17 protein-coding genes are annotated in these 22,015 nt (G+C 37.2%); 10 read left to right on the top strand and 7 right to left on the bottom strand.

What is annotated here, in order from left to right:
* Positions 1-253: 253 nt before the first annotated feature.
* From argS to RTX21_RS13365, 5 genes are all read right to left on the bottom strand, one after another.
* On the bottom strand, positions 254-2,017 hold the full coding sequence (gene argS / locus RTX21_RS13385) for an arginine--tRNA ligase (protein ID WP_312768471.1): 1,764 nt from the start codon (positions 2,015-2,017) through the stop codon (positions 254-256).
* Between the two features lie 258 nt (positions 2,018-2,275).
* On the bottom strand, positions 2,276-3,655 hold the full coding sequence (locus RTX21_RS13380; RefSeq protein ID WP_312768470.1) for an MATE family efflux transporter: 1,380 nt from the start codon (positions 3,653-3,655) through the stop codon (positions 2,276-2,278).
* A 118-nt stretch (positions 3,656-3,773) separates the two neighbouring features.
* The gene (locus RTX21_RS13375) at positions 3,774-4,958 is read right to left on the bottom strand and encodes a sigma-54 dependent transcriptional regulator (protein ID WP_312768468.1); all 1,185 of its coding nucleotides are present in this window, start codon (positions 4,956-4,958) and stop codon (positions 3,774-3,776) included.
* Between the two features lie 263 nt (positions 4,959-5,221).
* Complete coding sequence (locus RTX21_RS13370; RefSeq protein ID WP_312768466.1) at positions 5,222-6,382, bottom strand: M28 family peptidase; 1,161 nt, start codon at positions 6,380-6,382, stop codon at positions 5,222-5,224.
* 94 nt (positions 6,383-6,476) lie between these two features.
* Complete coding sequence (locus RTX21_RS13365; RefSeq protein ID WP_312768464.1) at positions 6,477-6,812, bottom strand: hypothetical protein; 336 nt, start codon at positions 6,810-6,812, stop codon at positions 6,477-6,479.
* Between the two features lie 145 nt (positions 6,813-6,957).
* Here RTX21_RS13365 and RTX21_RS13360 point away from each other — a divergent pair, with 145 nt between their 5' ends.
* Positions 6,958-7,515 (top strand): DNA-3-methyladenine glycosylase I, encoded by a 558-nt coding sequence (locus RTX21_RS13360; RefSeq protein ID WP_312768462.1) that lies wholly within the window; start codon positions 6,958-6,960, stop codon positions 7,513-7,515.
* A gap of 69 nt (positions 7,516-7,584) precedes the next feature.
* On the opposite strand, the gene RTX21_RS13355 is transcribed toward RTX21_RS13360, so the two are convergent.
* Together RTX21_RS13355 and RTX21_RS13350 are read right to left on the bottom strand one after the other, a co-directional pair.
* On the bottom strand, positions 7,585-8,439 hold the full coding sequence (locus RTX21_RS13355; RefSeq protein WP_312768460.1) for a nucleoside phosphorylase: 855 nt from the start codon (positions 8,437-8,439) through the stop codon (positions 7,585-7,587).
* A gap of 122 nt (positions 8,440-8,561) precedes the next feature.
* On the bottom strand, positions 8,562-8,894 hold the full coding sequence (locus RTX21_RS13350) for a translation initiation factor (RefSeq protein WP_312768458.1): 333 nt from the start codon (positions 8,892-8,894) through the stop codon (positions 8,562-8,564).
* A 122-nt stretch (positions 8,895-9,016) separates the two neighbouring features.
* Here RTX21_RS13350 and gpmI point away from each other — a divergent pair, with 122 nt between their 5' ends.
* The 9 genes from gpmI to RTX21_RS13305 all read left to right on the top strand — a co-directional run bounded on the left by gpmI (position 9,017) and on the right by RTX21_RS13305 (position 21,991).
* Positions 9,017-10,543 carry a 2,3-bisphosphoglycerate-independent phosphoglycerate mutase gene (gpmI, locus tag RTX21_RS13345; RefSeq protein ID WP_312768455.1) on the top strand — a complete coding sequence of 509 codons (1,527 nt, stop codon included), beginning with the start codon at positions 9,017-9,019 and terminating at the stop codon, positions 10,541-10,543.
* Positions 10,544-10,633: 90 nt separating this feature from the next.
* Positions 10,634-12,091, top strand: a complete 1,458-nt coding sequence (locus RTX21_RS13340; protein WP_312768453.1) for a helix-turn-helix domain-containing protein — start codon at positions 10,634-10,636, stop codon at positions 12,089-12,091.
* 157 nt (positions 12,092-12,248) lie between these two features.
* Complete coding sequence (locus RTX21_RS13335) at positions 12,249-13,616, top strand: T9SS type A sorting domain-containing protein (RefSeq protein WP_312768451.1); 1,368 nt, start codon at positions 12,249-12,251, stop codon at positions 13,614-13,616.
* Between the two features lie 246 nt (positions 13,617-13,862).
* Complete coding sequence (locus RTX21_RS13330) at positions 13,863-14,294, top strand: BT0820 family HAD-type phosphatase (RefSeq protein ID WP_312768486.1); 432 nt, start codon at positions 13,863-13,865, stop codon at positions 14,292-14,294.
* 90 nt (positions 14,295-14,384) lie between these two features.
* A complete protein-coding gene (gene map, locus RTX21_RS13325; RefSeq protein ID WP_312768450.1) occupies positions 14,385-15,194 on the top strand; it encodes a type I methionyl aminopeptidase in 810 nt (269 codons plus the stop codon).
* Between the two features lie 24 nt (positions 15,195-15,218).
* Positions 15,219-15,986 carry a class I SAM-dependent methyltransferase gene (locus RTX21_RS13320; protein WP_312768449.1) on the top strand — a complete coding sequence of 256 codons (768 nt, stop codon included), beginning with the start codon at positions 15,219-15,221 and terminating at the stop codon, positions 15,984-15,986.
* 205 nt (positions 15,987-16,191) lie between these two features.
* On the top strand, positions 16,192-17,340 hold the full coding sequence (locus RTX21_RS13315) for an efflux RND transporter periplasmic adaptor subunit (protein WP_312768447.1): 1,149 nt from the start codon (positions 16,192-16,194) through the stop codon (positions 17,338-17,340).
* A gap of 82 nt (positions 17,341-17,422) precedes the next feature.
* Positions 17,423-20,569: an efflux RND transporter permease subunit gene (locus RTX21_RS13310; RefSeq protein WP_312768445.1), complete on the top strand. Its 3,147-nt coding sequence runs from the start codon at positions 17,423-17,425 to the stop codon at positions 20,567-20,569.
* Between the two features lie 18 nt (positions 20,570-20,587).
* A complete protein-coding gene (locus tag RTX21_RS13305) occupies positions 20,588-21,991 on the top strand; it encodes a TolC family protein (protein WP_312768443.1) in 1,404 nt (467 codons plus the stop codon).
* Positions 21,992-22,015 lie beyond the last annotated feature (24 nt).

Raw genomic sequence — 22,015 nt, 5'->3', positions numbered from 1 at the left:
AAAAATGTAGCATAAAGAGTATATAAATTTTGTCTCAAAAATAGTTGCAAGTTCATTAAAGGCTTGATAATAGTTATAAGTCCTCAAATAGATGTTTCGAAAATTGTTCTTTATTGACTACAAAGTTTAGCTTTAAGCGCTCTGAATTTTCAGGGCGTTTTTTGTTTGTTTTTAATTCAAAGTTCTAGCGAATCACATAAAACAAAAAAACTCTGCCAGAAGCAGAGTTTTAATCTTATTTGAAAGCTAATTCTTACATTCTATTCACAACATTAATTCCTAACATCGATAATGATTTCTTAATCGTTTTTCCAGCCAATTCAGACAACTGAAGACGGAACTGTTTTGCATTCTCATCATCCTGATTCAGGATTGGATTATTTTGGTAAAACGAGTTGTAAGTTTTTACCAATTCATAAACATAATTCGCAACCAGAGCCGGACTTAGAGATTCGGCAGCTTTGCTTACAACATCTTTGGATTCAGATAAAAGCATAATCAAATCTTTCTCACTTTCATTTGGAAGATAAGTCCCCAAATCTTCTTTTGCAGAATAATCAGCCTTAGCCAAGAGCGACTGAATTCTCGCATAAGTATATTGAATAAAAGGTCCTGTATTTCCATTAAAATCAATACTTTCTGCAGGATTGAAAAGCATTTTTTTCTTCGGGTCAACTTTCAAAATGAAATATTTCAAAGCACCTAATCCAACTGTTTCGTAAGATTTCTCTTTGTCTTCGTCAGAAAGCGTTTCCAACTTGCCTAATTCCTGAGATTTTTCCTTTGCTGTTTGATACATTTCCTGAACCAAATCATCAGCGTCAACTACGGTTCCTTCACGGGATTTCATTTTTCCTTCCGGCAATTCTACCATTCCATAAGACAAATGATAAAGCTGGTCAGCCCATTCGTAACCCAGTTTTTTCAGGATTTTAAATAAAACTTGGAAGTGATAATCCTGTTCATTTCCAACTGTATAAATCAGTTTTTGAAGGTCATTCTTCTTGAAACGTTCCACGGCAGTTCCCAAATCCTGAGTCATATAAACCGAAGTTCCGTCAGAACGCAGCAACAGTTTTTGGTCAAGACCTTCGTCCGTCAGGTCACACCAAACAGAACCGTCATCTTTTTTGTAAAGAATCCCGTCTTCCAAACCTTTTTGAATTAAATCTTTCCCAAGAATATACGTATTACTCTCATACTGAACTTGGTCAAAATCAACGCCTAATCTCGAATAAGTTTGGTTAAATCCTGAATAAACCCATTCGTTCATTATTTCCCAAAGTTTGCGAACTTCCGGGTCGTTTTGTTCCCATTTCAAAAGCATTTCCTGAGCTTCGATGATAGATGGTGCTTGCTTTTTCGCCGTTTCTTCATCGATTCCGTCAGCAACCATTGCTTTGATTTCGGATTTATATAGTTTATCGAATTCTACATAATAATTTCCGACCAATTTATCGCCTTTCAAACCTGTAGATTCAGGGGTTTCTCCGTTCCCAAATTTATCCCAGGCCAACATAGATTTGCAGATGTGGATTCCACGGTCATTGATGATTTGAGATTTGATAACGTTGTAACCGTCTGCTTTCAAAATTTCGGCAACAGAAAAACCGAGAAGATTATTTCTGATGTGTCCCAAATGGAGTGGTTTGTTGGTGTTTGGCGAAGAATATTCCACCATTACCGTTTGATTTTTCGGCGTTACATTTTCAAAGTCATTGCTGATTTCAGATAATTGTTCAGCAAACAATTGGTCTTTGATTTTAAGGTTAAGAAAACCTTTTACCACATTGAGGTTTTCAACAAAATCGATTTGATTTTTCACTTCTTCGCCCAATTCGTTTCCGATAACATCCGGGCTTTTTTTCGCCTGTTTCACCAAAGGAAAAATGACGATTGTGAAATCTCCCTCAAACTCGGTTTTATTTTTCTGGACTTCCAGCGTTACGCCATCTATTCCGTAGAGTTTAGCGATGATTTCGGTTAATTTTGACTGTATATTTTGTTTAATATTCATTTCGAAATTTTGTGTTGCAAATTTAAAAATTTAAAATAGGTTTTTCACGCAAAGTCACAAATTATAATAATGTTAATTGTTTGGGCAGCTTAATCCGCCTTCCGCTCCCAATCTTTTCACTCCACTGCGTTGCGTAAAAAGGATTTCCGCTCAAGTCGGGCTGCGATTTACAGCGTGATAAAACATTATTTTGTCATTCCGTAGGAATCTCATCAATCTAGATTCCTACGGAATGACAAACATACTTTTAAAGTGATTTTAATTAATTACTAATTCTTCACTATTAGCCAAAGCTTTCCTCTTACTCAATCTCAAAAACCTTATTACCAAAAGAATTGCAGAGATTGTCAATCCAATTCCCAACGCAATCCACATCCCGAAAGCGCCCATTTTCAAAGTCACACAAAGAAAATACCCAACTGGAATCGTAAAAACCCAATAAGCTAAAAATGTAATTACACTCGGGATTTTCACATCTTGGATTCCTCTCAGACAACCTAAAGCTGTAACTTGGATTCCGTCTGATAATTGAAAAAGAGCTGCAATAATCATCAGTTTAGAAGCTAAGTTGATTACCAAAACATCGCTTTCTTTTGTGAAAAAGTGAGGCAAGACATTTCTGAAAAGAATGAACATCAACCCACAAAATCCCATATAAATCAAGGTTAATTTGAAATTGTTAATCCCGATTTTTCTCAATCCAGCAAAATCTTTCATACCCATTTTATTTCCAATCATTACCGTAGAAGCCACACTGAATCCAATACAAAGATTGAATGTAAATGAAGCCATAGACAAAGCAATCTGATGCGAAGCAATATCGGTAGAACTTATCATTCCACAAATAAAAGCAGCAGCTGCAAAAGCAGTTACTTCAAAAAACATTTGTAAAGCAGTTGGTAAACCAAGCTTGAACATTTTGTTGAACATCTCCTTTGTGAAAAGACTGATTTTCAAGGAAAATTCTTTGATGTAACGTCTTGTTTTTTGCTCTTTTACCAAGACAAAATACAGGAACACGACCATAAAAATTCTGGCAATCAAAGTTGCTAAAGCAGAACCCTGAACGCCCATTGCCGGTAATCCGAAAAGTCCTTTGATAAAGACGTAATTCAAAACGATGTTAATGACGTTTGCAATGATAGTAGCTTTGGTAACGCCAATTGTAAATGACAGACCTTCCGAAACTTCTCTCAAAGTCTGGAACATCATAAACGGAATCATCGTGAATGCCATTATACTCAAGAAACTTATCGTGTTTGGGATAATTTCTTTTGGCTGGTCCATATGATAAATCAATGGAAGAGCCAACAACAAAATAATCATCAACAACGTTCCAATTCCTAAATTAATCACAAATCCGTGTCTGAAAACCGAATTAATCACATCGTGTTTATTTTGAGAGTTAGCTTCCGAAACCAAAGGCGGAATTGCAAAAGAAAATCCTAATGCTAATACGAAAATTGAAAAAAATAATGCATTTCCCAAAGACACAGAAGCTAAAGCCTGAGCGCCCAAAAGTTTACCGACAATAATGTTATCGAACAGGTTTACAGAAACTTGTCCCACTTGTGTCAGCATTACAGGAAGTGCCAGTTTCAGTCCCTCCTGTGTATATTGTTTGTTTAAAAAGTTCATTTTATTTCATATAATTTTATTAAAAGAAAAGTCATAATTGCAAGCTTTTCATTTTTATTCAAAAAAAACCGCCTCGTTGAAAAGAACGAGACGGTCAAATATTTTTATTTATTTAATCTCATTTCTTTACAAAACTCGCCACGTCATCAGCAGTCACAGGGTCTGCACCTAAGATAATTAACCTTTCCACAACGTTTCTAAGTTCTCTGATATTTCCAGTCCAGTCAAATTGCTGCAAAGCTTTGATAGATTTATCATCAAATTTCTTCGGCGAAGTGCCATTTTCGTTCGCAATCAGTTGCGTGAAATATTCTACCAACAAAGGAATATCTTCTTTCCTGTCGTTCAAAGATGGAACATTGATTTCTATAACAGAAAGCCTGTGATACAAATCTTCCCTAAATTTTCCTTGTGCAATTTCGTTAGTTAAATTTTTGTTCGTCGCTGCAATGACACGTACATCCACTTTGATTTCTTTGTCACTTCCAACAGGGGAAACTTTACTTTCCTGCAAAGCCCTCAACACTTTTGCCTGAGCAACCAGACTCATATCTCCAATCTCATCCAAGAAAATAGTTCCGCCATTGGCTTGTTCAAATTTTCCGGATTTATCTTTGATGGCGCCAGTAAAAGAACCTTTCACGTGACCAAATAGTTCACTTTCAATCAATTCCGATGGAATCGCTGCGCAGTTCACTTCAACCATTGGTCCTCTGGAGCGCTCGCTTTGTGAATGGATAGCGTGTGCCACCAATTCTTTACCAGCTCCGTTCGGGCCTGTAATTAAAACTCTTGCATCAGAAAGCGCTACTTTATCAATGATTTCCTGAATCTTTTTCAGAGCAGAAGATTCGCCAATCATCTGGTATTTTTTGTTCACTTTTTTCTTAAGCTGAGAATTTTCCTGCTTAAGATTTGAGTTGTCTTTCTGCAGATTACCTTTGTCAAGTGCATTTTTTACACTCGTAATCAATCTGTTGATATCAATAGGTTTGGAGATGAAATCGTAGGCACCTTCTTTCAGGCAGCTGACAGCAGTATCAATATCTGCGTGACCGGAAATCATCACAAATGTGGTTTCGGGTTTCAACTGAAGGCTTTGTTTAAGAAGTTCGGTTCCGGAGATTTTTGGCATTTTGATATCAGAAATCACTAGAGCAAAGTCTTCTTTCTCTATGTATTTGAAACCTTCGAAACCGTCTTCTGCGATTTCGAATTGGTATTCTGGTAGTTCGTCTGATAAAATACTGTGTAGAACGCCGGAGATTGCTTTTTCGTCTTCTACTATTAAGATTTTTTGCATAGTGGCAAAGATACAAATTTTAAATTTCGCAAAGTGAAATTATTATGGTTGTTTATTTCGAAAACTGTAATGTAGAAATGTTCTAAAAAACAAGAATCTTGTTATTTAGAACAAAACCTCTCTGCAATAGCGATAGTAGCGGTTATCCTTTTCTAAAGCTTGGGATTAGCTTGGATAAGAAAAGATAATAGCGGATAGCGCGACCCGAGCTTTGGGAAAGTTAGGGAAGGGGATTGTCCTAAATTTTTTTATTAATAATTATATTATTCTACAATTATTTTTTTTGTAATCTGCTGTTCTCCGATATTGAAAGTTCCTAAATAAACCCCTTTCGGAAGTTTGGAAATATCAATCCTGGTTTGGTTTTCTATTTTGCTAAGCGTTTTGCCATCAAGTGATGTAATGGTAAAACTGAAATGTTGATTCTTGCTGTTCGGAAATCCTAATTCAAGATAATCTTTGGCAGGATTTGGATAAAGTGTGAAACTTGTCTCCAATTCTTTTGCTGAATCCACGCTCAACATTTGACCTGCAATTGCAAAATGCTGAACTGCTCCAGTTGTAGCCTTCGCGATATTGTAAATGTAAACTGGGTCAAGATTAGCATAAGTGTCATTTACAGTATGCGCATATTGCGTTTCGTTATATTCAAAAAGTCCTGTGATGATTTCTCCATTTGCTTGAAACGGCATATAATCGGACGAATAGGCGTAGCTGAGATTGGTTTTCAAAGTCGAATATAAAGTTACACAGTTCATCAATTGTTGTGTGAAAGTATTCGATGCGGAGTTGTTGGAACTTGGACTATTGGACTCATCTCTTTCGCAAGTGATTGTGTCATTGGTTTTTCCTTTTACACCACCAACCTCATCGATGTTAAGAACCAAACGGATGCTCATTTTCGGGCTGGTTGCATTCACAACATTGGAAACGTAATGTGCGGAACCAAGAAGACCTTGCTCCTCGCCTGAAAAATTAATGAACTTGATGGAATATTCTGTAGAAACATTTTTTAGAAGTCGTGCTACTTCAAGAATTACTGAAACGCCGCTTCCGTTGTCATTGGTCCCAGTTCCGGTAATCGTATCATAATGTCCGCAAATGATGACAAAAGTATTGGGGTATTTAGTTCCCGTTTTTGTGACAATTAAGTTGGAAGTTGTTTTTCCACTATATATAAAATCATCTTTCGTAATTTGAGATTCCGAATATCCGAAAGAAAGGTACTTGTTTTTCAGCCAATTGTATGCATTGTTGTTGGCTGTAGAACCTGTGGTTTTCACACCTAAACCTTCGAATTCCTGTAAATATGTATTAATATTGGACTGGGAAACAAGATTGGCAACATTTGCATAATCTTGATTGAATGTTTGCGAATTTGCAAAAAATCCTAAAAATAAAATCGAAAATAGTAAGTTCTTCATCTCCATTGATAATAATTTTGCAAATATAATTAAAAAGGAGAAGACAAAATTATTGTCTTCTCCTTTTCGTGAAAAACTATTACTAACTTAAAAACTAATTCGTTGCTTTACGTACTTCTGCTTTTACATCCTCAGCGGCGTCTTTGGTCTTTTCCCAAGCGTCAGAAGCTGTGTCTTTTGTTGTTTCCCAAGCTTTGTCTGCAAAATCTTTGGTGTCTTCCCAAGCTTCTGCAGCGCTTGATTTTAGATTTTCGAAGAAGCCTTCTCTCGTTGGTTCTTCATTTTTTCTTTTTTGTTCATCAATATAGTTGCGAGCTCTGTCTGCATATTCATTCACTTTGTTTTTAGCTCTGTCAGCTGCATTTTCTAATGAATTTTCAGTGTTGTTGACAGCTCTTTCTGCATCATTGTAATTTTCGTGCGTACTCATAATATTTTGTTTTAGTGATTAATATTGAAAAATTTGATTTGATGCTAACCAATTATTCAATTACGATGCCGTTAAATCTTAATGAACGTTAATGTTTTGTTTTGAATTTATAATGTTTCCTAAATTGACATCAAAATTAAAAACAATGGAGAAAATTAGATGTGCGTGGTGCGGAACCGATGAGCTGTATCAGAAATACCACGACGAAGAATGGGGAAGATTGATAACTGATGATGCTACGATGTTTGAGTTTTTGATTCTCGAAAGTTTCCAAGCCGGATTGAGTTGGATTACAATTTTAAGGAAAAGAGAAACTTTCAGAAAAGCATTTGATAATTTCGATTATAAAAAGATTGCAGAATATAACGAAGATAAGATTGAAGAATTAATGCAAGACACTGGAATTGTCCGAAATCGACTAAAAGTTAATGCCTCGATTTCCAATGCTCAAAAATTTATGGAATTGCAGAAAGAATTTGGAAGCTTTTACGATTACATCTCAACATTCACAGGCGGAAACCGAATTGTGAATACTTGGAAAGTTCATACAGAAGCACCAGCTACGACAGAACTATCTGATGCAATCAGTAAAGATTTGAAGAAAAGAGGATTCAAATTTCTGGGTTCAACTGTTGTTTATTCTCATCTGCAGGCAACAGGAATTGTAGATGACCATATCGAAAGTTGTTTTGTGAGAAACTAAATAAAAATGAAAAGCAACATTCAGAAATGAATGTTGCTTTTCTAATATCTAAGTTCTAAACTCTAACTTCTACTTAATAATCCTATCAAGAACCCACTCAATCATCATTTTTTCTGATGCGTGATGGTCGCTTGCAAATTCGCCACGTCTTCTGTTAGCGATAACACAATTTACGGTGATTGCTTTGTGTCCTAATAATTTGGATAAACCGTATATGGCCGAAGTTTCCATTTCGAAGTTGGAAACACCAAGGTCATTCAAGGTTTCAAGGAACTGGTCATCCAAAGCTTTCAATCTCAACTGACGACCTTGTGGCGCATAAAAGCCTGGAAAAGTCGCAGTGTTTCCTCTATATTTTGCATCAGCATAATAATCAGCGATATCTTCTGCCCAATCTGAGAAATACAACATTGGCTTGATTCTTTCGTAAGGGAATTTTTCCAAGAAATTCTTACTGAATTCATTCTCGAATTGATAATCCTGATAGAAATGCATCAATCCGTCCAGACCAACAACATTTTGCGTTACCAGCATATTATTCACTTCGATATCAGGATTCACACTTCCGCAAGTTCCCATACGGAAAAGTTCCAACGACTTATGTTCCTTTTTGAATTCTTTAGCTTTCAAATCGATGTTTACCAAAGCATCCAATTCGTTCATCACGATATCGATGTTCTCTGTCCCGATTCCTGTTGACATTACCGTGATTCTCTCGCCACGTAAAGTTCCTGTATGCGTATAGAATTCTCTTTTGTTCTTTTTAATTTCGATAGTATCGAAGAATTTTGAAACTTTCGGAACTCTGTCTGGGTCGCCTACAAGAAGTACTTTGTCTGCAAGGTCTTCCGGAAGAAGGTTTAGGTGGTAAACACTTCCGTCGTCATTTAGAACCAATTCAGAAGCTGCTAGTTTGTTGATCATATTATTTATATTATAATTTTAAATTTTAGATTTTAAATTAAAGATTGCAAATTTTCGAGTGTTTGATTAGGAGCAAACATTTATCATTTAAAATTTATAATCTATAATTCATAATGTTTTTTTTATCCTCCTACACGTTTGGTTTTGTAACCAAGGCCTTTCAGGATGTTCATTATTTTGTCTCGGTTATCGCCTTGGATGATAATAGTTCCATCTTTTTCAGAGCCACCGATTCCGAGTGTTGTTTTGATTTTCTTCGAAATCTCTTTCAAACCCTCGTCATCGCCTTCCCAGCCTTCGATAATGGTTACAGGTTTCCCGTTTCTGCCTTTCTTCTCGAATTTGCACAACAAAGGTTCTTTCTGTTTGAAGTTTTCTTTGGCTTCATCAGGCATTTGGAAATCCTGTTCTTCGTGTTCAGGGAAAAGGTTTTTCAGTTGGTCTCTTAAGTCCATTTTGATTTTTTAAAAAAGGGTCTTAAAGTTAATCATATTTATCAATCTGCAAAAAATATCTTTATAAATTATCTTAACGCATTTTCATTTCGTAAATTTGTAATAACAAAACAAAATTAAAAATGTCAAAGAAAGCAATTCTTGCAATATTAGATGGCTGGGGAATAGGTCTTAACGACAGCGTTTCCGCTCTGGCTCAGGCAAAAACTCCTTTTATAGATTCAGCGCTTAAAAACTTTCCGAACACGACTTTGGAAGCGAGTGGTTTGGCAGTTGGTCTGCCGGCTGGACAAATGGGAAATTCTGAAGTAGGACATATGAACCTTGGTGCTGGTAGAGTGGTTTATCAGAATCTTGTAAAACTGAATATGGCTGTGGAAACAGGGAGTCTTGGAAAAGAACCTGTCATCCAAGCTGCTTTCGAATACGCCAAAGCGAATAACAAAAAAGTGCATTTCATTGGATTGGTTTCCAACGGTGGTGTGCATTCTCATATCAATCACTTGAAAGGTTTATTGACTGCGGCGCACGAATTTGGATTCAAGGATAATGTCTTCGTTCACGGTTTCACAGATGGTAGAGATTGTGACCCTAAATCCGGAAAAGGTTTCGTAGAAGAACTCTTGGCGCATATGAATGCTACAACGGGAAAACTAGCTTCTGTCATCGGACGTTATTATGCGATGGATAGAGACAAGCGTTGGGAGCGTGTGAAATTAGCTTATGATGTGATGGTAAATGGTGTTGGAAAAGAAACCAAGGATTTTGTTCAGTCGATTCAGGATTCTTATAATGCAGATGTTACGGATGAATTTATCCAGCCAATTGTTGCGGTTCAGAATCATTTTCCGATTGCGAAGATTGAAGACCACGATGTAGTGATTTCTTTCAATTTCCGTACAGACAGAGGTCGAGAAATCACAGAAGTGCTTTCTCAGCAGGATTTCCCAGAATATGGAATGAAAAAGCTGGATTTGTACTATGTGACTTTGACAAATTATGATAAAACATTCCAGAATGTAAAAGTTGTTTTTGATGAAAATGTTCTTGAAAAAACAATGGGCGAAGTTCTGGAAGCAGCAGGCAAATCTCAAATCAGAATTGCTGAAACAGAAAAATATCCACACGTGACTTTCTTTTTCTCTGGCGGAAGGGAAGCGGAATTTGTTCAAGAAAGACGTTTGCTTTGTCCAAGTCCGAAGGATGTTGCAACTTACGATTTGAAACCGGAAATGTCAGCTTACGATATCACAAACGCAATCGTTCCTGAGTTGCAAAAAGAATCTGCAGATTTTGTGGTTCTTAACTTTGCGAATACTGATATGGTGGGTCACACAGGGGTTTTCTCAGCAGCGGTAAAAGCGGCAGAAGTTGTAGATTCTTGTATTCAGAAAGTTGCGGAAACGGCTTATGAGCATGGTTATGCAGTTTTCATCTTAGCAGACCACGGAAACTCTGATGTGATGATTAATCCAGATGGTTCTCCAAACACGCAACACTCTACGAATTTGGTTCCGTTCATTGTGATGGACAAAGACCACACTTGGAATTTGACGCCAGGAAAATTAGGCGATGTGGCGCCAACGATTTTGAAAGTGATGGGCGTAGATATTCCTGAAGAAATGACTGGGAATATTCTGGCGAACTAAAAACTCAAGATAAATAAAATAGGAAAGTCGGTTTTTTACCGACTTTTTTAATATTTGGTGTAAATTAGTTTCGTTAATTCATAAATGGATATGTTTCGCAGATTTTTTTTCTGTTGCTTTTTGATTGTTAATCTTGTTTTTGGGCAGAATATTTTGTCCAATGATAATGGTTTTAATAAAAAGAAAAGTGAAGAACTGGCCACTTTGGCGGTTACCTATTTCAAAAATAATGATCTTAAAGAATCCACGGAATTACTTTTCAAAGCCAAAGAATATGCAGAAAAAACCGATGATTATGCGTTGATTGCAAGAATGAATGGTTCAATTGCTCATCAATATATACAATTAAACCTGAATGATAAAGCGAAATTCTATCTTGATAATGCCATAAAACAAATCAACAAATTACCGGAAGGCGACAAGAAAAAACTATTGAAAACCTTGTCATATCTGGAAATCGGAAACATCGATTTTGATGAAGAGAATTATCAAAAAGCCAGCGAATATTATAAAAAATCACTGAAGGAAATTGAGTTAGTCAAAAAGCCTGATGAGCAAGCAATTTATCATCACAGACGTTCGCTTTATAATATCGGGAATTCTTACTACTATCTCAAAAATGATTCTGCAGAAATCTATCTGAACAAAGCTCTTGCGATTAAGAACAATTATAACAATGAGATTAATTATTTTATTTACAATGCATTGTCTCAGGTTTATGCTGGCAGAAAAGAATATCAAAGAGCAATTGATACTTTGAAGATTGTTCTCAAGCATAAAAATGATTTGGATACGCGTCTGCTTTCCGATGTTTATTACAATCTTTCACAAGATTTTAAAGCTCTGAATGACCAATCTCAATATTCTCTTTACAATGAAGAATTCATAAAACTCAACAGAAGCATCAGAGAAAGTGAGATGAAAGCTATTTCGTCGGCTATCAATGCAGAACAGAAAGATTATAAAGATGCGATTTCTGATGCCGATAGTTCCAAGAAAAATATTGTGATTATTGCGACAGTTTTTGTTTTAATATTAGCTTTTGCAATTATCTTTTTGCTTTACCGAAGAAAAAAAGAAAGAAAGGTTTTTGAAAATATCATTCATAAAATGGAGTCTGATAAAATCATTTCAACTGAAAATAAATTAGAATCTCCGGTAGAAGTTCAAAAAGATTCATCTGTTCAGATTCCTAATTCTGTCGAAAAAGATTTGCTGGATAAACTTCAAAAATTTGAAGAATCTGAGAAATTTACCAATCCTAAGTTGACGATTGCTAGTCTTGCTCTTCAACTCAAAACCAATACAAGTTACCTTTCTGAGGTTATTAATAAATACAAAGGCAAGAATTTTAATACTTATATCAATGAGTTGAGAATTGCTTACATCTGCCAGAAAATTTATAATCATAAAGAATATCAGAATTATAAAATCAGTTACTTGGCAGAGGAATCTGGTTTCACTTCGCACAGTTCTTTTGCAACCGTTTTTCGAAATATTACCGGGATTTCGCCTTCTGTTTTCATTCGCGAGGCTTCTAAAAACTAATCGTCATAATAGCTGAATTTTAAAATTCAAAATATTGATATTCAGTGTTTTGAATTGTTGTTTTTTGTTTCAAAATCAAGGATTTCGAAAGTGTTATAGTTGGATTTGCGGATAATGTAACATAGTTTAGCCTCCCATAATTATAATATGTTTTTTTATGAAGAAAAATTTGATTTTTTTGATGATGATGTCCGGAGTGATGTCTTTTTCTCAAAACTGCAATTATGGTGTTGCATCAGACGGGATTGCCAATGGCGAAAATATCTCGACAGGCGGAAATTTTGAATACACATCAGCATCCGATTTTGATATTGAATTCGGAAAGATGCTGACAGTGAACAATGTGAAATTCAATGTGCTGAAAGGAACCGCAGACCTTAGTTATGTTAATATTTATTTCTACGCTGATAATGCGGGAAAACCTGGAGGTCTGATTAGATCCTTTGAAAATATAGTTCCGACTTCCCAGACATTCAAATATACTTTTGAAGATAATTCAGCTTACGAGATCAATGTCGATTTGCCAACCACTTTTGATTTGCCCAAAGGTAAATATTATCTCTCTGTACAAGGAAAACCTGGTGATTCCACACCTGCAAGCTGGGAAATCAATAAGCAAGAAACAACCAAATTGGGAAGATTCGATTTTTCAAAATTTGATTCCGAAGATTGGTTTGGCGGTTTCGCTTATTATGACCATGTTTTCCAAGTTTCGGGCATTTGTTCAGCAACTGGAGAAACTCAACCTGACTACGGAACACCATCAAGCCAAGGGAATGCTGGAAACAATCATGAGACAGGCGGCAGTATGCCGGGAAGGTCTTTAGCAGATGATATCATTGTTCCGGATAATACCAAGTTTACGCTTACAAATTTTAAAATCTCAACACTGCAATTGGGAAATATCAAGAATGCGACCATCAATATCAGAGCTTCTGTTGATGATGCGCCTGGAGAGGTTCTTTATTCTTTCGAAAATATTGGTCCAAAAACAGAAAATTATTTTGGTTATTGGCCGGTTCCAGGTTATCCTTTGGATGTAGTTGCTGTGGATCTGGATTTTGAATTACCTCAGGCGGTTGAATTATCTTCAGGCAAATATTTTATTGAAGTAAGAGCAACTCCTGTTTTGTTCACAGATTATCTTCGTTGGGAAGCAACTTCTCATTCAGGAATTGGGAGTGATTCTTATACTTCTTACGATGATGGAGAAACTTGGGAATCTAATGAAGGATATAATTTCGTTTTTGATGCAATAGGATTCTCAAAATCTTCTTTGGCTGTAAGTGATTTTAATAAAAATAATTTCAGATTTTATCCAAATCCTGTAAAAGATGAGTTGACTATTGTTTCTGAAAATGAAGTTAGCAGAATTTCAATTTTTAATGTTGCAGGACAATTAGTAAAGGATGTTGAGTTCAAAAACAATAAAGCGGATGTTTCCGATTTGAATACAGGGATCTATATCGGAAAAATTACTTTGAAAAACGGGCAAACGCAAACAATTAAAGTTATTAAAAAGTAGAGATATCATCATTTTTTAAGTTTAATTAAATCCTATTCAAATGATTAATAATCTGATGAATAGGATTTTTTGTTGATGCAAATATGATAATCATGTAATCTTTCAAAATTACATGATATCAAAAAATAATTTGCAAAAGATGCCAATAAATATTGAAGTAAAAAGAGATAGTATGATAGGTATTTTCTGATTCTAATATTTCGTATATTTGCACATATTTTTGATAAACTCAATCAAAACCAGATGATAAAAAGTAATAAAAAATTAGCTATCGATTTTGACGGGACCATCGTAGATGATGCTTATCCGGGAATAGGAAAGGCAAAGGTTTTTGCTTTTGATACTTTAAAAAAATTACAGGGAGAAGGCTACAGATTGATTCTTTGGACTTATCGTCACGGGAAATCTCTGGAAGACGCAGTGGAATTCTGCAGAAAAAACGGATTAGAATTTTATGCGGTCAACTCCAGTTTTGAAGGTGAAGTTTTCGATTCAGAAACTCAGTCAAGAAAATTGGATGCCGACCTTTTCATTGATGATAGAAATCTTGGCGGATTCCCAGGCTGGGGAGAGATTTATCAAATCATCAACGAAAAAATCGAGTTTCAAGTGGCAGGTGGCGAAGTTCACGCTTACTCCAAAATGAAAAAAGAAAAGAAAAAAGGGCTTTTTTGGTAAGTTTTTTTTAAAAAAAGTAAAATGTAAAAAGTACAAAGTGTCACAATGAATACATTGTACATTTTACATCATACATCAATACAATTATAAATGATTCAACTCAAAAATATAGAGGAGCTTCGTCTGATGAAGCAAAGTGCAAGATTGGTATCCCAGACTTTAGGAATGTTGGCGAAAGAAATCAAGCCGGGCGTTACGACGCTTCATCTTGATAAATTGGCGTACGATTTTATCAAAGATCACGGGGCTGAACCCGCATTTCTGGGTTATGGCGGATTTCCAGCATCACTTTGTATTTCTCCAAATGAGCAAGTCGTTCACGGAATTCCAAATGCAACACCAATTGAAGAAGGAACAATTCTTTCGGTAGATTGCGGCGTGTTCTGGAATGGATTTGTTGGTGACCACGCTTACACTTTTGAAGTTGGAGAAGTTTCCGATGAGGTCAAAAAGCTATTGAGAGTGACCAAAGAATCTTTGTACAAAGGCATCGAGCAATGTGTAAGAGGAAAGCGTGTTGGCGATATTTCCCACGCAATTCAAAAACATTGTGAAAAAGAAGGTTATGGTGTTGTCCGCGAATTGGTTGGGCACGGTGTTGGTAGAAAAATGCATGAAGATCCACAAGTTCCGAATTATGGAAAACCTGGAAGCGGAAAAGTCCTAAAAGACGGAATTTGCCTTGCAATCGAACCAATGATTAATCTTGGCACAGAAAAAGTGAAATTCCACAATGATGGCTGGACTGTGACGACTTTGGACAATCAACCTTCTGCGCATTTTGAACACGATGTTTGTGTTTACAATGGAAAACCAGTTTTACTTTCAACTTACGACTACATTTACGAAGCTCTTGGTATTAAATCTGATGAGGAAAAAGCTTTCCAGGTTGAGTTTTAATAAAGTTATATCCAATTTCCGATTTTGAAAAAAATTGCCAAATTTCTGCTGAACGCGATTCCAAGGCCGATGCTTATCAACCTAAGTATTTTTTTGCGTCCGTTGATTGTTCTGTTTTTCAAAGGAAATAATTTCACTGACCCAATTGACGGGAAATCTTATCGCAAATTTCTGCCCTATGGCTACGGAAAACAGCGCGCAAATGCTTTGTCGCCCGGAACTTTATCTTTGGAAAGACACCGTCAAATGTGGCTTTATCTTCAGAATGAGACCAATTTTTTTACAGACCAATTAAAAGTTCTTCATATTGCGCCAGAGCAGGAGTTTCTAAGAAAATTCAAAAAGATGAAGAATCTGGATTACACTTCTGCCGATTTGTTTTCACCAATTGTGGATGTGAAAGCGGATATCCTGGATTTACCTTTCGAGGACAACAGTTTTGATGTCATCATCTGCAACCACGTTCTGGAACATATCGTGGATGACATAAAAGCAATGGCCGAGCTTTATCGTGTGATGGAATCGGGAGGTTGGGGAATTCTGCAGGTTCCAATGAAAAATTCTCTCGAAAAAACTTACGAAGATTTCTCAATCACAGACCCGAAAGAACGTCAGAAACATTTTGGACAATACGACCACGTTCGCTGGTACGGAATGGATTATTTTGACCGCTTGAAAAGTGTCGGTTTTGAAGCTGATATCAATTTTTACTCTCAAAAATTCTCCGAGGGTGATATCAAAAGATTTGGTCTTAATAAAAATGAGATTCTTCCTGTTGTAAGAAAACATTAGTCTTTTATAATTGTTTCAAACATTTGTTTGATAAAATTGTGTTAAATATTCTTTAAAATTATTTTTTAATTCTTTGGTTTTCAATAATAATAGTTTTTGTTAATTATCTTTGATAGATTTTATTATTATTTACATAACGTCTAATTTGTAGATAATCAATAAATTTGAACGTTTGTTTGAAAAACATATCTAAAAAATAGTATTTATGAGGAATATCACTCTTAGCTTTTTTGTTGTTTTAGGTCTATTGGCTTCTTGTTCCAAAACAGAAAACAAAGATGACAAAAAAGAACTGCCACCTCAGCCATATCAATATATCGTTGCGAAAAGTGGTCCTGCTGAAAATCTTACTCAATATCCTGCAAGATTAGAGGGCATACAAAATGTTGAGATTCGACCGAAGATTGACGGCTTCGTAGAAAAAATTTACATAGATGAAGGTAGTCAGGTAAGTAAAGGACAGCTTTTGTTCCTTATAAGAAATCCTCAATACGAGCAATCCGTTTTAGCTGCGCAAGCGACTGTGAATAGTGCCAGGGCGCAAGTGGCAACGGCTCAGATGCAGGTCACTAAAACCAAACCTTTGGTTGACAAAAAAATTATTTCTGCTTACGAACTTCAGGCGGCCGAATTGGCACTTAAATCTGCAAAAGCGGCTTTGGCCGAGACTCAGGCACAATTGACCAATGCACAAGTTAATCAAGGGTATACCAAATTATTCAGCCCTGTAAGTGGTGTCATTGGGACGCTTCCCTTCAAAGCTGGCAGTTATATCAGCAGCGCTACTGCACAACCATTGACAACAGTTTCTAATATTTCAAAAATATTTGCTTATTTTTCAATTAATGAAAAGCAGCAATTGGAATTTTTCAAGCACGCAACAGGCGCAACAATTCAGGAAAAAATAAATAATTCGCCTTTGGTTGATTTGATTTTATCAGACGGCAGTAAGTATGAAGAAAAAGGAAAAATAGAATCTATCAGTGGTTTGGTAGACCCTAATACCGGGTCGTTTTCGATGAGAGCAACCTTTGCCAATCCGAAAGGTATTTTAAGAAGTGGATACAGTGCAACTGTCCAGCTGCCTAACAATTTGGAAAATGTCATCGTGATTCCACAATCTGCAACCTATGAATTGCAAGGCAAGGTTTTCACTTACATTATTGGAAATAATAACAAAGTGAAAGCTACGGAAATCAAAGTTGAAGAGCTTCCGGAAGGATTGACTTATGCAGTGACCTCTGGTCTTAAACAAGGTGACAAAGTGGTGGTAGAAGGCGTAGGGCTCTTGAAAGACGATGCTGAAGTTGTTCCGAAAGAAACAACGTTGCAAAACGTCATCAACAAAAAATAATTTCCCAATCATTATATTAATGTCAAGAAGTGAGAACAGAAAGTCTTTTACCTTTTTCTCTTTTCTTTAGTCTGAAAAAGTTATGTTTAAAAAATTTATAGAACGACCGGTATTATCCACGGTTATTTCCATTATCATCGTGATTCTCGGTGTATTGGGAATCGTGACATTACCGATTTCACAATATCCGGATATTGCGCCGCCTACGGTAGTGGTGAGCGCAAGTTACCAGGGAGCCAACGCTGATGTGATTCTCAAAAGCGTTATTGTTCCGCTGGAAGAGCAGATTAACGGGGTAGAGGGGATGACATATATGACATCTACTGCAACCAACGACGGTTCGGGCTCGGTAACGGTTTATTTCAAACAGGGCGTTAACCCGGATATTGCTGCGGTCAATGTCCAAAACAGAGTTTCCAGAGCAACACCATTATTACCTGCTGAAGTTACACAAGCCGGGGTTACAACCACCAAAAGACAAAGTTCCAATGTTTTGATTTTCTCGCTTTATAGTGAGAATCCGGAATTTGATATGACATTCCTGCAAAACTATGCGAATATCAATATCATTCCTCAGATTAAAAGAGTAACAGGCGTTGGAGATGTAATGGTTTTCGGTACCAAAGATTACTCGATGAGAATCTGGCTGGACCCGAACAAAATGGCTTCTTACGGTCTGGTTCCTTCTGATATCAGAGCCGTTTTAGCGGAACAAAATATCGAGGCAGCGCCGGGAAGTTTAGGTGACGAAAGTAATCAGGCGTTCCGTTATACATTGAAATATAAAGGAAGATTAACTGAGATTCCTGAATTTGATAATATTGTCATCAAGGCTACGGAAAATGGTCAGATTCTAAGACTGAAAGATGTCGCAAAGGTCGAGCTTGGTGCGCAGGATTATACTGGAAGTAGTGTCACAGACGGACATCCTGCTATTGGTATGGCTGTTGCGCAGACTGCGGGTTCCAATGCCCAGGATGTAATCAACCAGTCGATTGCTGTTTTGGATAAGGCACAGGAATCATTTCCAAAAGGTGTAAAATATGTAGCGTTGGTCAACGCCAATGACTTTTTGGACGCATCTATCGAAAAGGTAATTCATACTTTATTTGAAGCTTTTATCCTCGTATTTATTGTTGTATTTTTGTTCTTACAGGATTGGCGTTCGACTTTGATTCCGGCAATTTCGGTTCCGGTAGCGATTGTCGGTACGTTTTTCTTTCTGAGCATATTCGGATTTACGATTAATCTACTGACGCTTTTTGCATTGATTCTGGCGGTAGGAATTGTAGTGGATGATGCGATTGTGGTGGTGGAAGCCGTCCACAGTAAGTTGGAACAAGGCGAGAAATCGCCGCTTCGGGCATCTGTCAATGCAATGGATGAAATCAGCGGGGCGATTATCAGTATCACTTTGGTAATGGCAGCGGTTTTTATTCCGGTGAGTTTCATTACCGGTTCTGCCGGTGTTTTCTATAAACAATTTGGATTGACATTGGCAATCTCGATTGTACTGTCCGCTGTCAATGCATTGACATTGAGTCCTGCATTGTGTGCGATTTTCCTCAAGCCTCATTCTCACGAAGAAAAACAAAAGAATTTTATACAAAGATTTTTCACCAATTTCAATATTATTTTTGATGCTTTTGTAAAACGATATTCAAGAGGTGTCTTATTTTTATTACGAAAGAAATGGCTGGCTTTTGCAGGGTTGGTAGCCTTTACAGGATTATTTGTCTGGCTGATGAATACGACGCCAAAATCTTTCGTCCCAAGTGAAGATATGGGAGGAATCTTTATGGATATTTCGCTTCCGATTGGTTCTAACGAGAACAGAACCAAGGAAGTTCTAGCAAAAGTTGAAAAAATTGTTGAGAAACAGCCTGAAGTGCTCCACGTTTTCAAAGTTTCCGGAAGGGGAATGATTAGTGGAAACGGTTCTAATAACGGGATGCTTATTGTTAAGCTGAAGGATTGGAAAGACAGGACCAAGAAAGGTGAAGATTTGCAGTCCTTTGTGGCGAAGATGTATAAAGAAACAGCCGGAATCAAAGATGCTAAAATGACCTTTTTCGGAAGACCGACTTTGCAAGGTTTTGGTAACGCGGCTGGTTTTGAATTGCAGATTCAGGACCAGAAAGGTGGAAGTGTGGCAGACCTCAACAAAGTGACGACGGATTTTATCGACAAGATGAACCAGCGTCCGGAGATTCAGAAAACATTCACTTCTTTCAACCCGAATTATCCTCAATATATGATTGACATTGATATTCCTGCTGCAAAAGCTGCCGGTTTCTCGGTGTCCGATATTCTGAATACGATGCAGGGCTATTATGGTGGCGTTTATTCGTCCAATATCAACTTATTTGGAAAACAATACCGTGTGATTTACCAGGCGCCTTATGAAGCTAGGGAGAGTGTGGAAAGTTTTAATATGATTCAGGTAAGAAATGCTAATGGAGAAATGGCGCCGCTGAGCAGGTTCATCACCGCTAAGCGTGTTTATGGACCTCAGGCAATCGGACGTTTCAACCTATTTACAGCGATTTCTATCAACGGAACGCCTAATCCTGGATTCTCATCTGGTGATGCTTTGAATGCAGTGCAGGAAGTTGCATCTCAAACGCTTCCACAAGGTTATGGTTTTGAATATTCGGGATTGACGAGAGAAGAGGTTAGTGCGGGAAGTCAGACAGCACTTATATTTGCGCTTTGTTGTGTATTCGTTTATTTTCTTTTGGCTGCACAATATGAGAGTTATTTGCTGCCATTTGCCGTAATGTTATCACTTCCGGTCGGTTTGGCGGGTGCGATGATGTTCAGCGCGTGGATTGGAGGTTCCAACAATATCTACACACAGATTTCTTTGATTATGTTAATTGGTCTTCTGGCGAAAAATGCGATTCTGATTGTAGAATTTGCTCTCGATGCCAGAAAGAAAGGTTACACCATTGGCCACGCAGCAATTAGTGGTGCGAAGCAGAGGATTCGTCCGATTTTGATGACGTCATTTGCGTTCATTTTCGGATTGATTCCGTTGGCAATTTCAACCGGAGCCGGAGCTGTAGGTAATCAATCCATTGGAATTGGAGCGATTGGCGGGATGCTGTTCGGGACTGTTTTCGGAGTCTTTTTTATCCCGATTCTGTTCGCTGTATTTATGTTCCTACAGGAAAAAGTGAGCAGCAAAAAAGTATCAGACAAATATGAAGGAGAACTTAGCGAATAACCTAAATTAAAGTTAAAGATGAAAATTAAAATCATAAATTTAGTTCTATTGGCTGGTATCGCTGGTTTCTTTTACTCTTGTAAAGTAACCGACACCTATCAGAATCCACAGATAGAACAGGGCAGGCAGGATAATCTTTTTCGCCAGAAAACCAATAACGACAGTACTTCTATAGCCAACGTTGCATGGAATCAAATTTTCACAGATGCCAAGCTTCAGAATATCATCAATAAAACCATTCAGAATAATCTGGATTTGAAAGTAGCGGTAGCGAGAATCCAGGAAGCTAGTGCTGTTTTCAAACAATCCAAATTGCAGAACCTTCCAAGTCTGGACGGTGTTGCATCTGTTACTGAAACCAAAAATAGTGCGGCGGCGCAAGGTGGGAATTTTGTGATGCCCGATTTGCTGGTGTACAGATTAGGAATCTCGACTGGTTGGGAAATTGATGTCTGGGGAAGAATCAAAGCGCTTAAAAACTCAGCTTATGCAGGATTTCTTCAAACTGATGCGGCAAAACGTGCTGTTCAGACACAGCTGGTTGCGCAGGCTGCAAATCTTTATTATCAATTGATTTCTCTGGATAAGCAACTTGAGATCACAAAACAGACCATCGAGCTTAGGCAAAAGGATGTGGAAACTGTGGAAGCTTTGATGGAAGCCGCTTATCTTACAGGTGCTGATGTGGAACAAAGCAAAGCCAATCTTTATTCTGCTCAATTATCGGTTCCGGATCTGGAGCTGCAAATCCAGCAAACTGAGAATTCATTAAATATTTTGATGAACGATAACCCTCAACCTATTGATAGAAATTCTATCGATTCTCAAGTCATTTATACGGATTTAAAAACTGGCGTTCCAGCTTCATTACTAAAAAACCGTCCTGATGTTCAGTCGGCCGAATTGACTTTCCGTCAGGCTTTCGAGAACAAAAATATGGCAATGGCACAGGTTTACCCAACGATTAGCATAACGGGAACTTTGGGCTTATCATCCAGAACTTTAGAAAGCTTCTTTACCAATTCTCTATTCTATACGCTTGGAGGAACGGTGACGCAAAATATTTTCCAAATGGGCAACAGAAAAGCACAGGTTAGAATAATGGAAGCCAGAAAGATGCAAGCTTATTATACGTTCGAAAAAACTTTATTGACAGCAGGTTCTGAAGTTTCTAACTCATTGTTATCATATCAGAAAGCAAAAGAAAAGGAGACCACAAGACAGCTTCAAATCCAATCTTTGGAAAAAGCAGTTGAGTTCAACAAAGAATTATTGACCTACTCTTCCAACACCAACTATGTGAATGTTTTGACTTCTGAACAATCATTGTTAGCAGCAAAATTAGCCGGAGTAAATGATAAACTTCAACAACTTCAAGCGGTTACCGAATTTTACAGAGCACTTGGCGGCGGACAGTTTTAAATATTTTTAGGAGCCTAATCCCGC

The organism is Epilithonimonas sp. (genome assembly GCF_032054305.1).
GTDB lineage: Bacteria > Bacteroidota > Bacteroidia > Flavobacteriales > Weeksellaceae > Epilithonimonas.
This window is presented reverse-complemented; position numbering and strand designations above follow the sequence as displayed.

Bases quoted from the DNA above. Each gene is read 5' to 3' on its own strand.
- gpmI (WP_312768455.1), top strand. From the start codon at position 9,017: ATGTCAAAGAAAGCAATTCTTGCAATATTAGATGGCTGGGGAATAGGT.
- RTX21_RS13380 (WP_312768470.1), bottom strand. From the start codon at position 3,655: ATGAACTTTTTAAACAAACAATATACACAGGAGGGACTGAAACTGGCA.
- RTX21_RS13305 (WP_312768443.1), top strand. From the start codon at position 20,588: ATGAAAATTAAAATCATAAATTTAGTTCTATTGGCTGGTATCGCTGGT.
- RTX21_RS13315 (WP_312768447.1), top strand. From the start codon at position 16,192: ATGAGGAATATCACTCTTAGCTTTTTTGTTGTTTTAGGTCTATTGGCT.
- RTX21_RS13375 (WP_312768468.1), bottom strand. From the start codon at position 4,958: ATGCAAAAAATCTTAATAGTAGAAGACGAAAAAGCAATCTCCGGCGTT.
- RTX21_RS13335 (WP_312768451.1), top strand. From the start codon at position 12,249: ATGAAGAAAAATTTGATTTTTTTGATGATGATGTCCGGAGTGATGTCT.
- RTX21_RS13340 (WP_312768453.1), top strand. From the start codon at position 10,634: ATGTTTCGCAGATTTTTTTTCTGTTGCTTTTTGATTGTTAATCTTGTT.
- RTX21_RS13365 (WP_312768464.1), bottom strand. From the start codon at position 6,812: ATGAGTACGCACGAAAATTACAATGATGCAGAAAGAGCTGTCAACAAC.
- RTX21_RS13310 (WP_312768445.1), top strand. From the start codon at position 17,423: ATGTTTAAAAAATTTATAGAACGACCGGTATTATCCACGGTTATTTCC.
- RTX21_RS13370 (WP_312768466.1), bottom strand. From the start codon at position 6,382: ATGAAGAACTTACTATTTTCGATTTTATTTTTAGGATTTTTTGCAAAT.
- RTX21_RS13360 (WP_312768462.1), top strand. From the start codon at position 6,958: ATGGAGAAAATTAGATGTGCGTGGTGCGGAACCGATGAGCTGTATCAG.
- map (WP_312768450.1), top strand. From the start codon at position 14,385: ATGATTCAACTCAAAAATATAGAGGAGCTTCGTCTGATGAAGCAAAGT.
- argS (WP_312768471.1), bottom strand. From the start codon at position 2,017: ATGAATATTAAACAAAATATACAGTCAAAATTAACCGAAATCATCGCT.
- RTX21_RS13355 (WP_312768460.1), bottom strand. From the start codon at position 8,439: ATGATCAACAAACTAGCAGCTTCTGAATTGGTTCTAAATGACGACGGA.
- RTX21_RS13350 (WP_312768458.1), bottom strand. From the start codon at position 8,894: ATGGACTTAAGAGACCAACTGAAAAACCTTTTCCCTGAACACGAAGAA.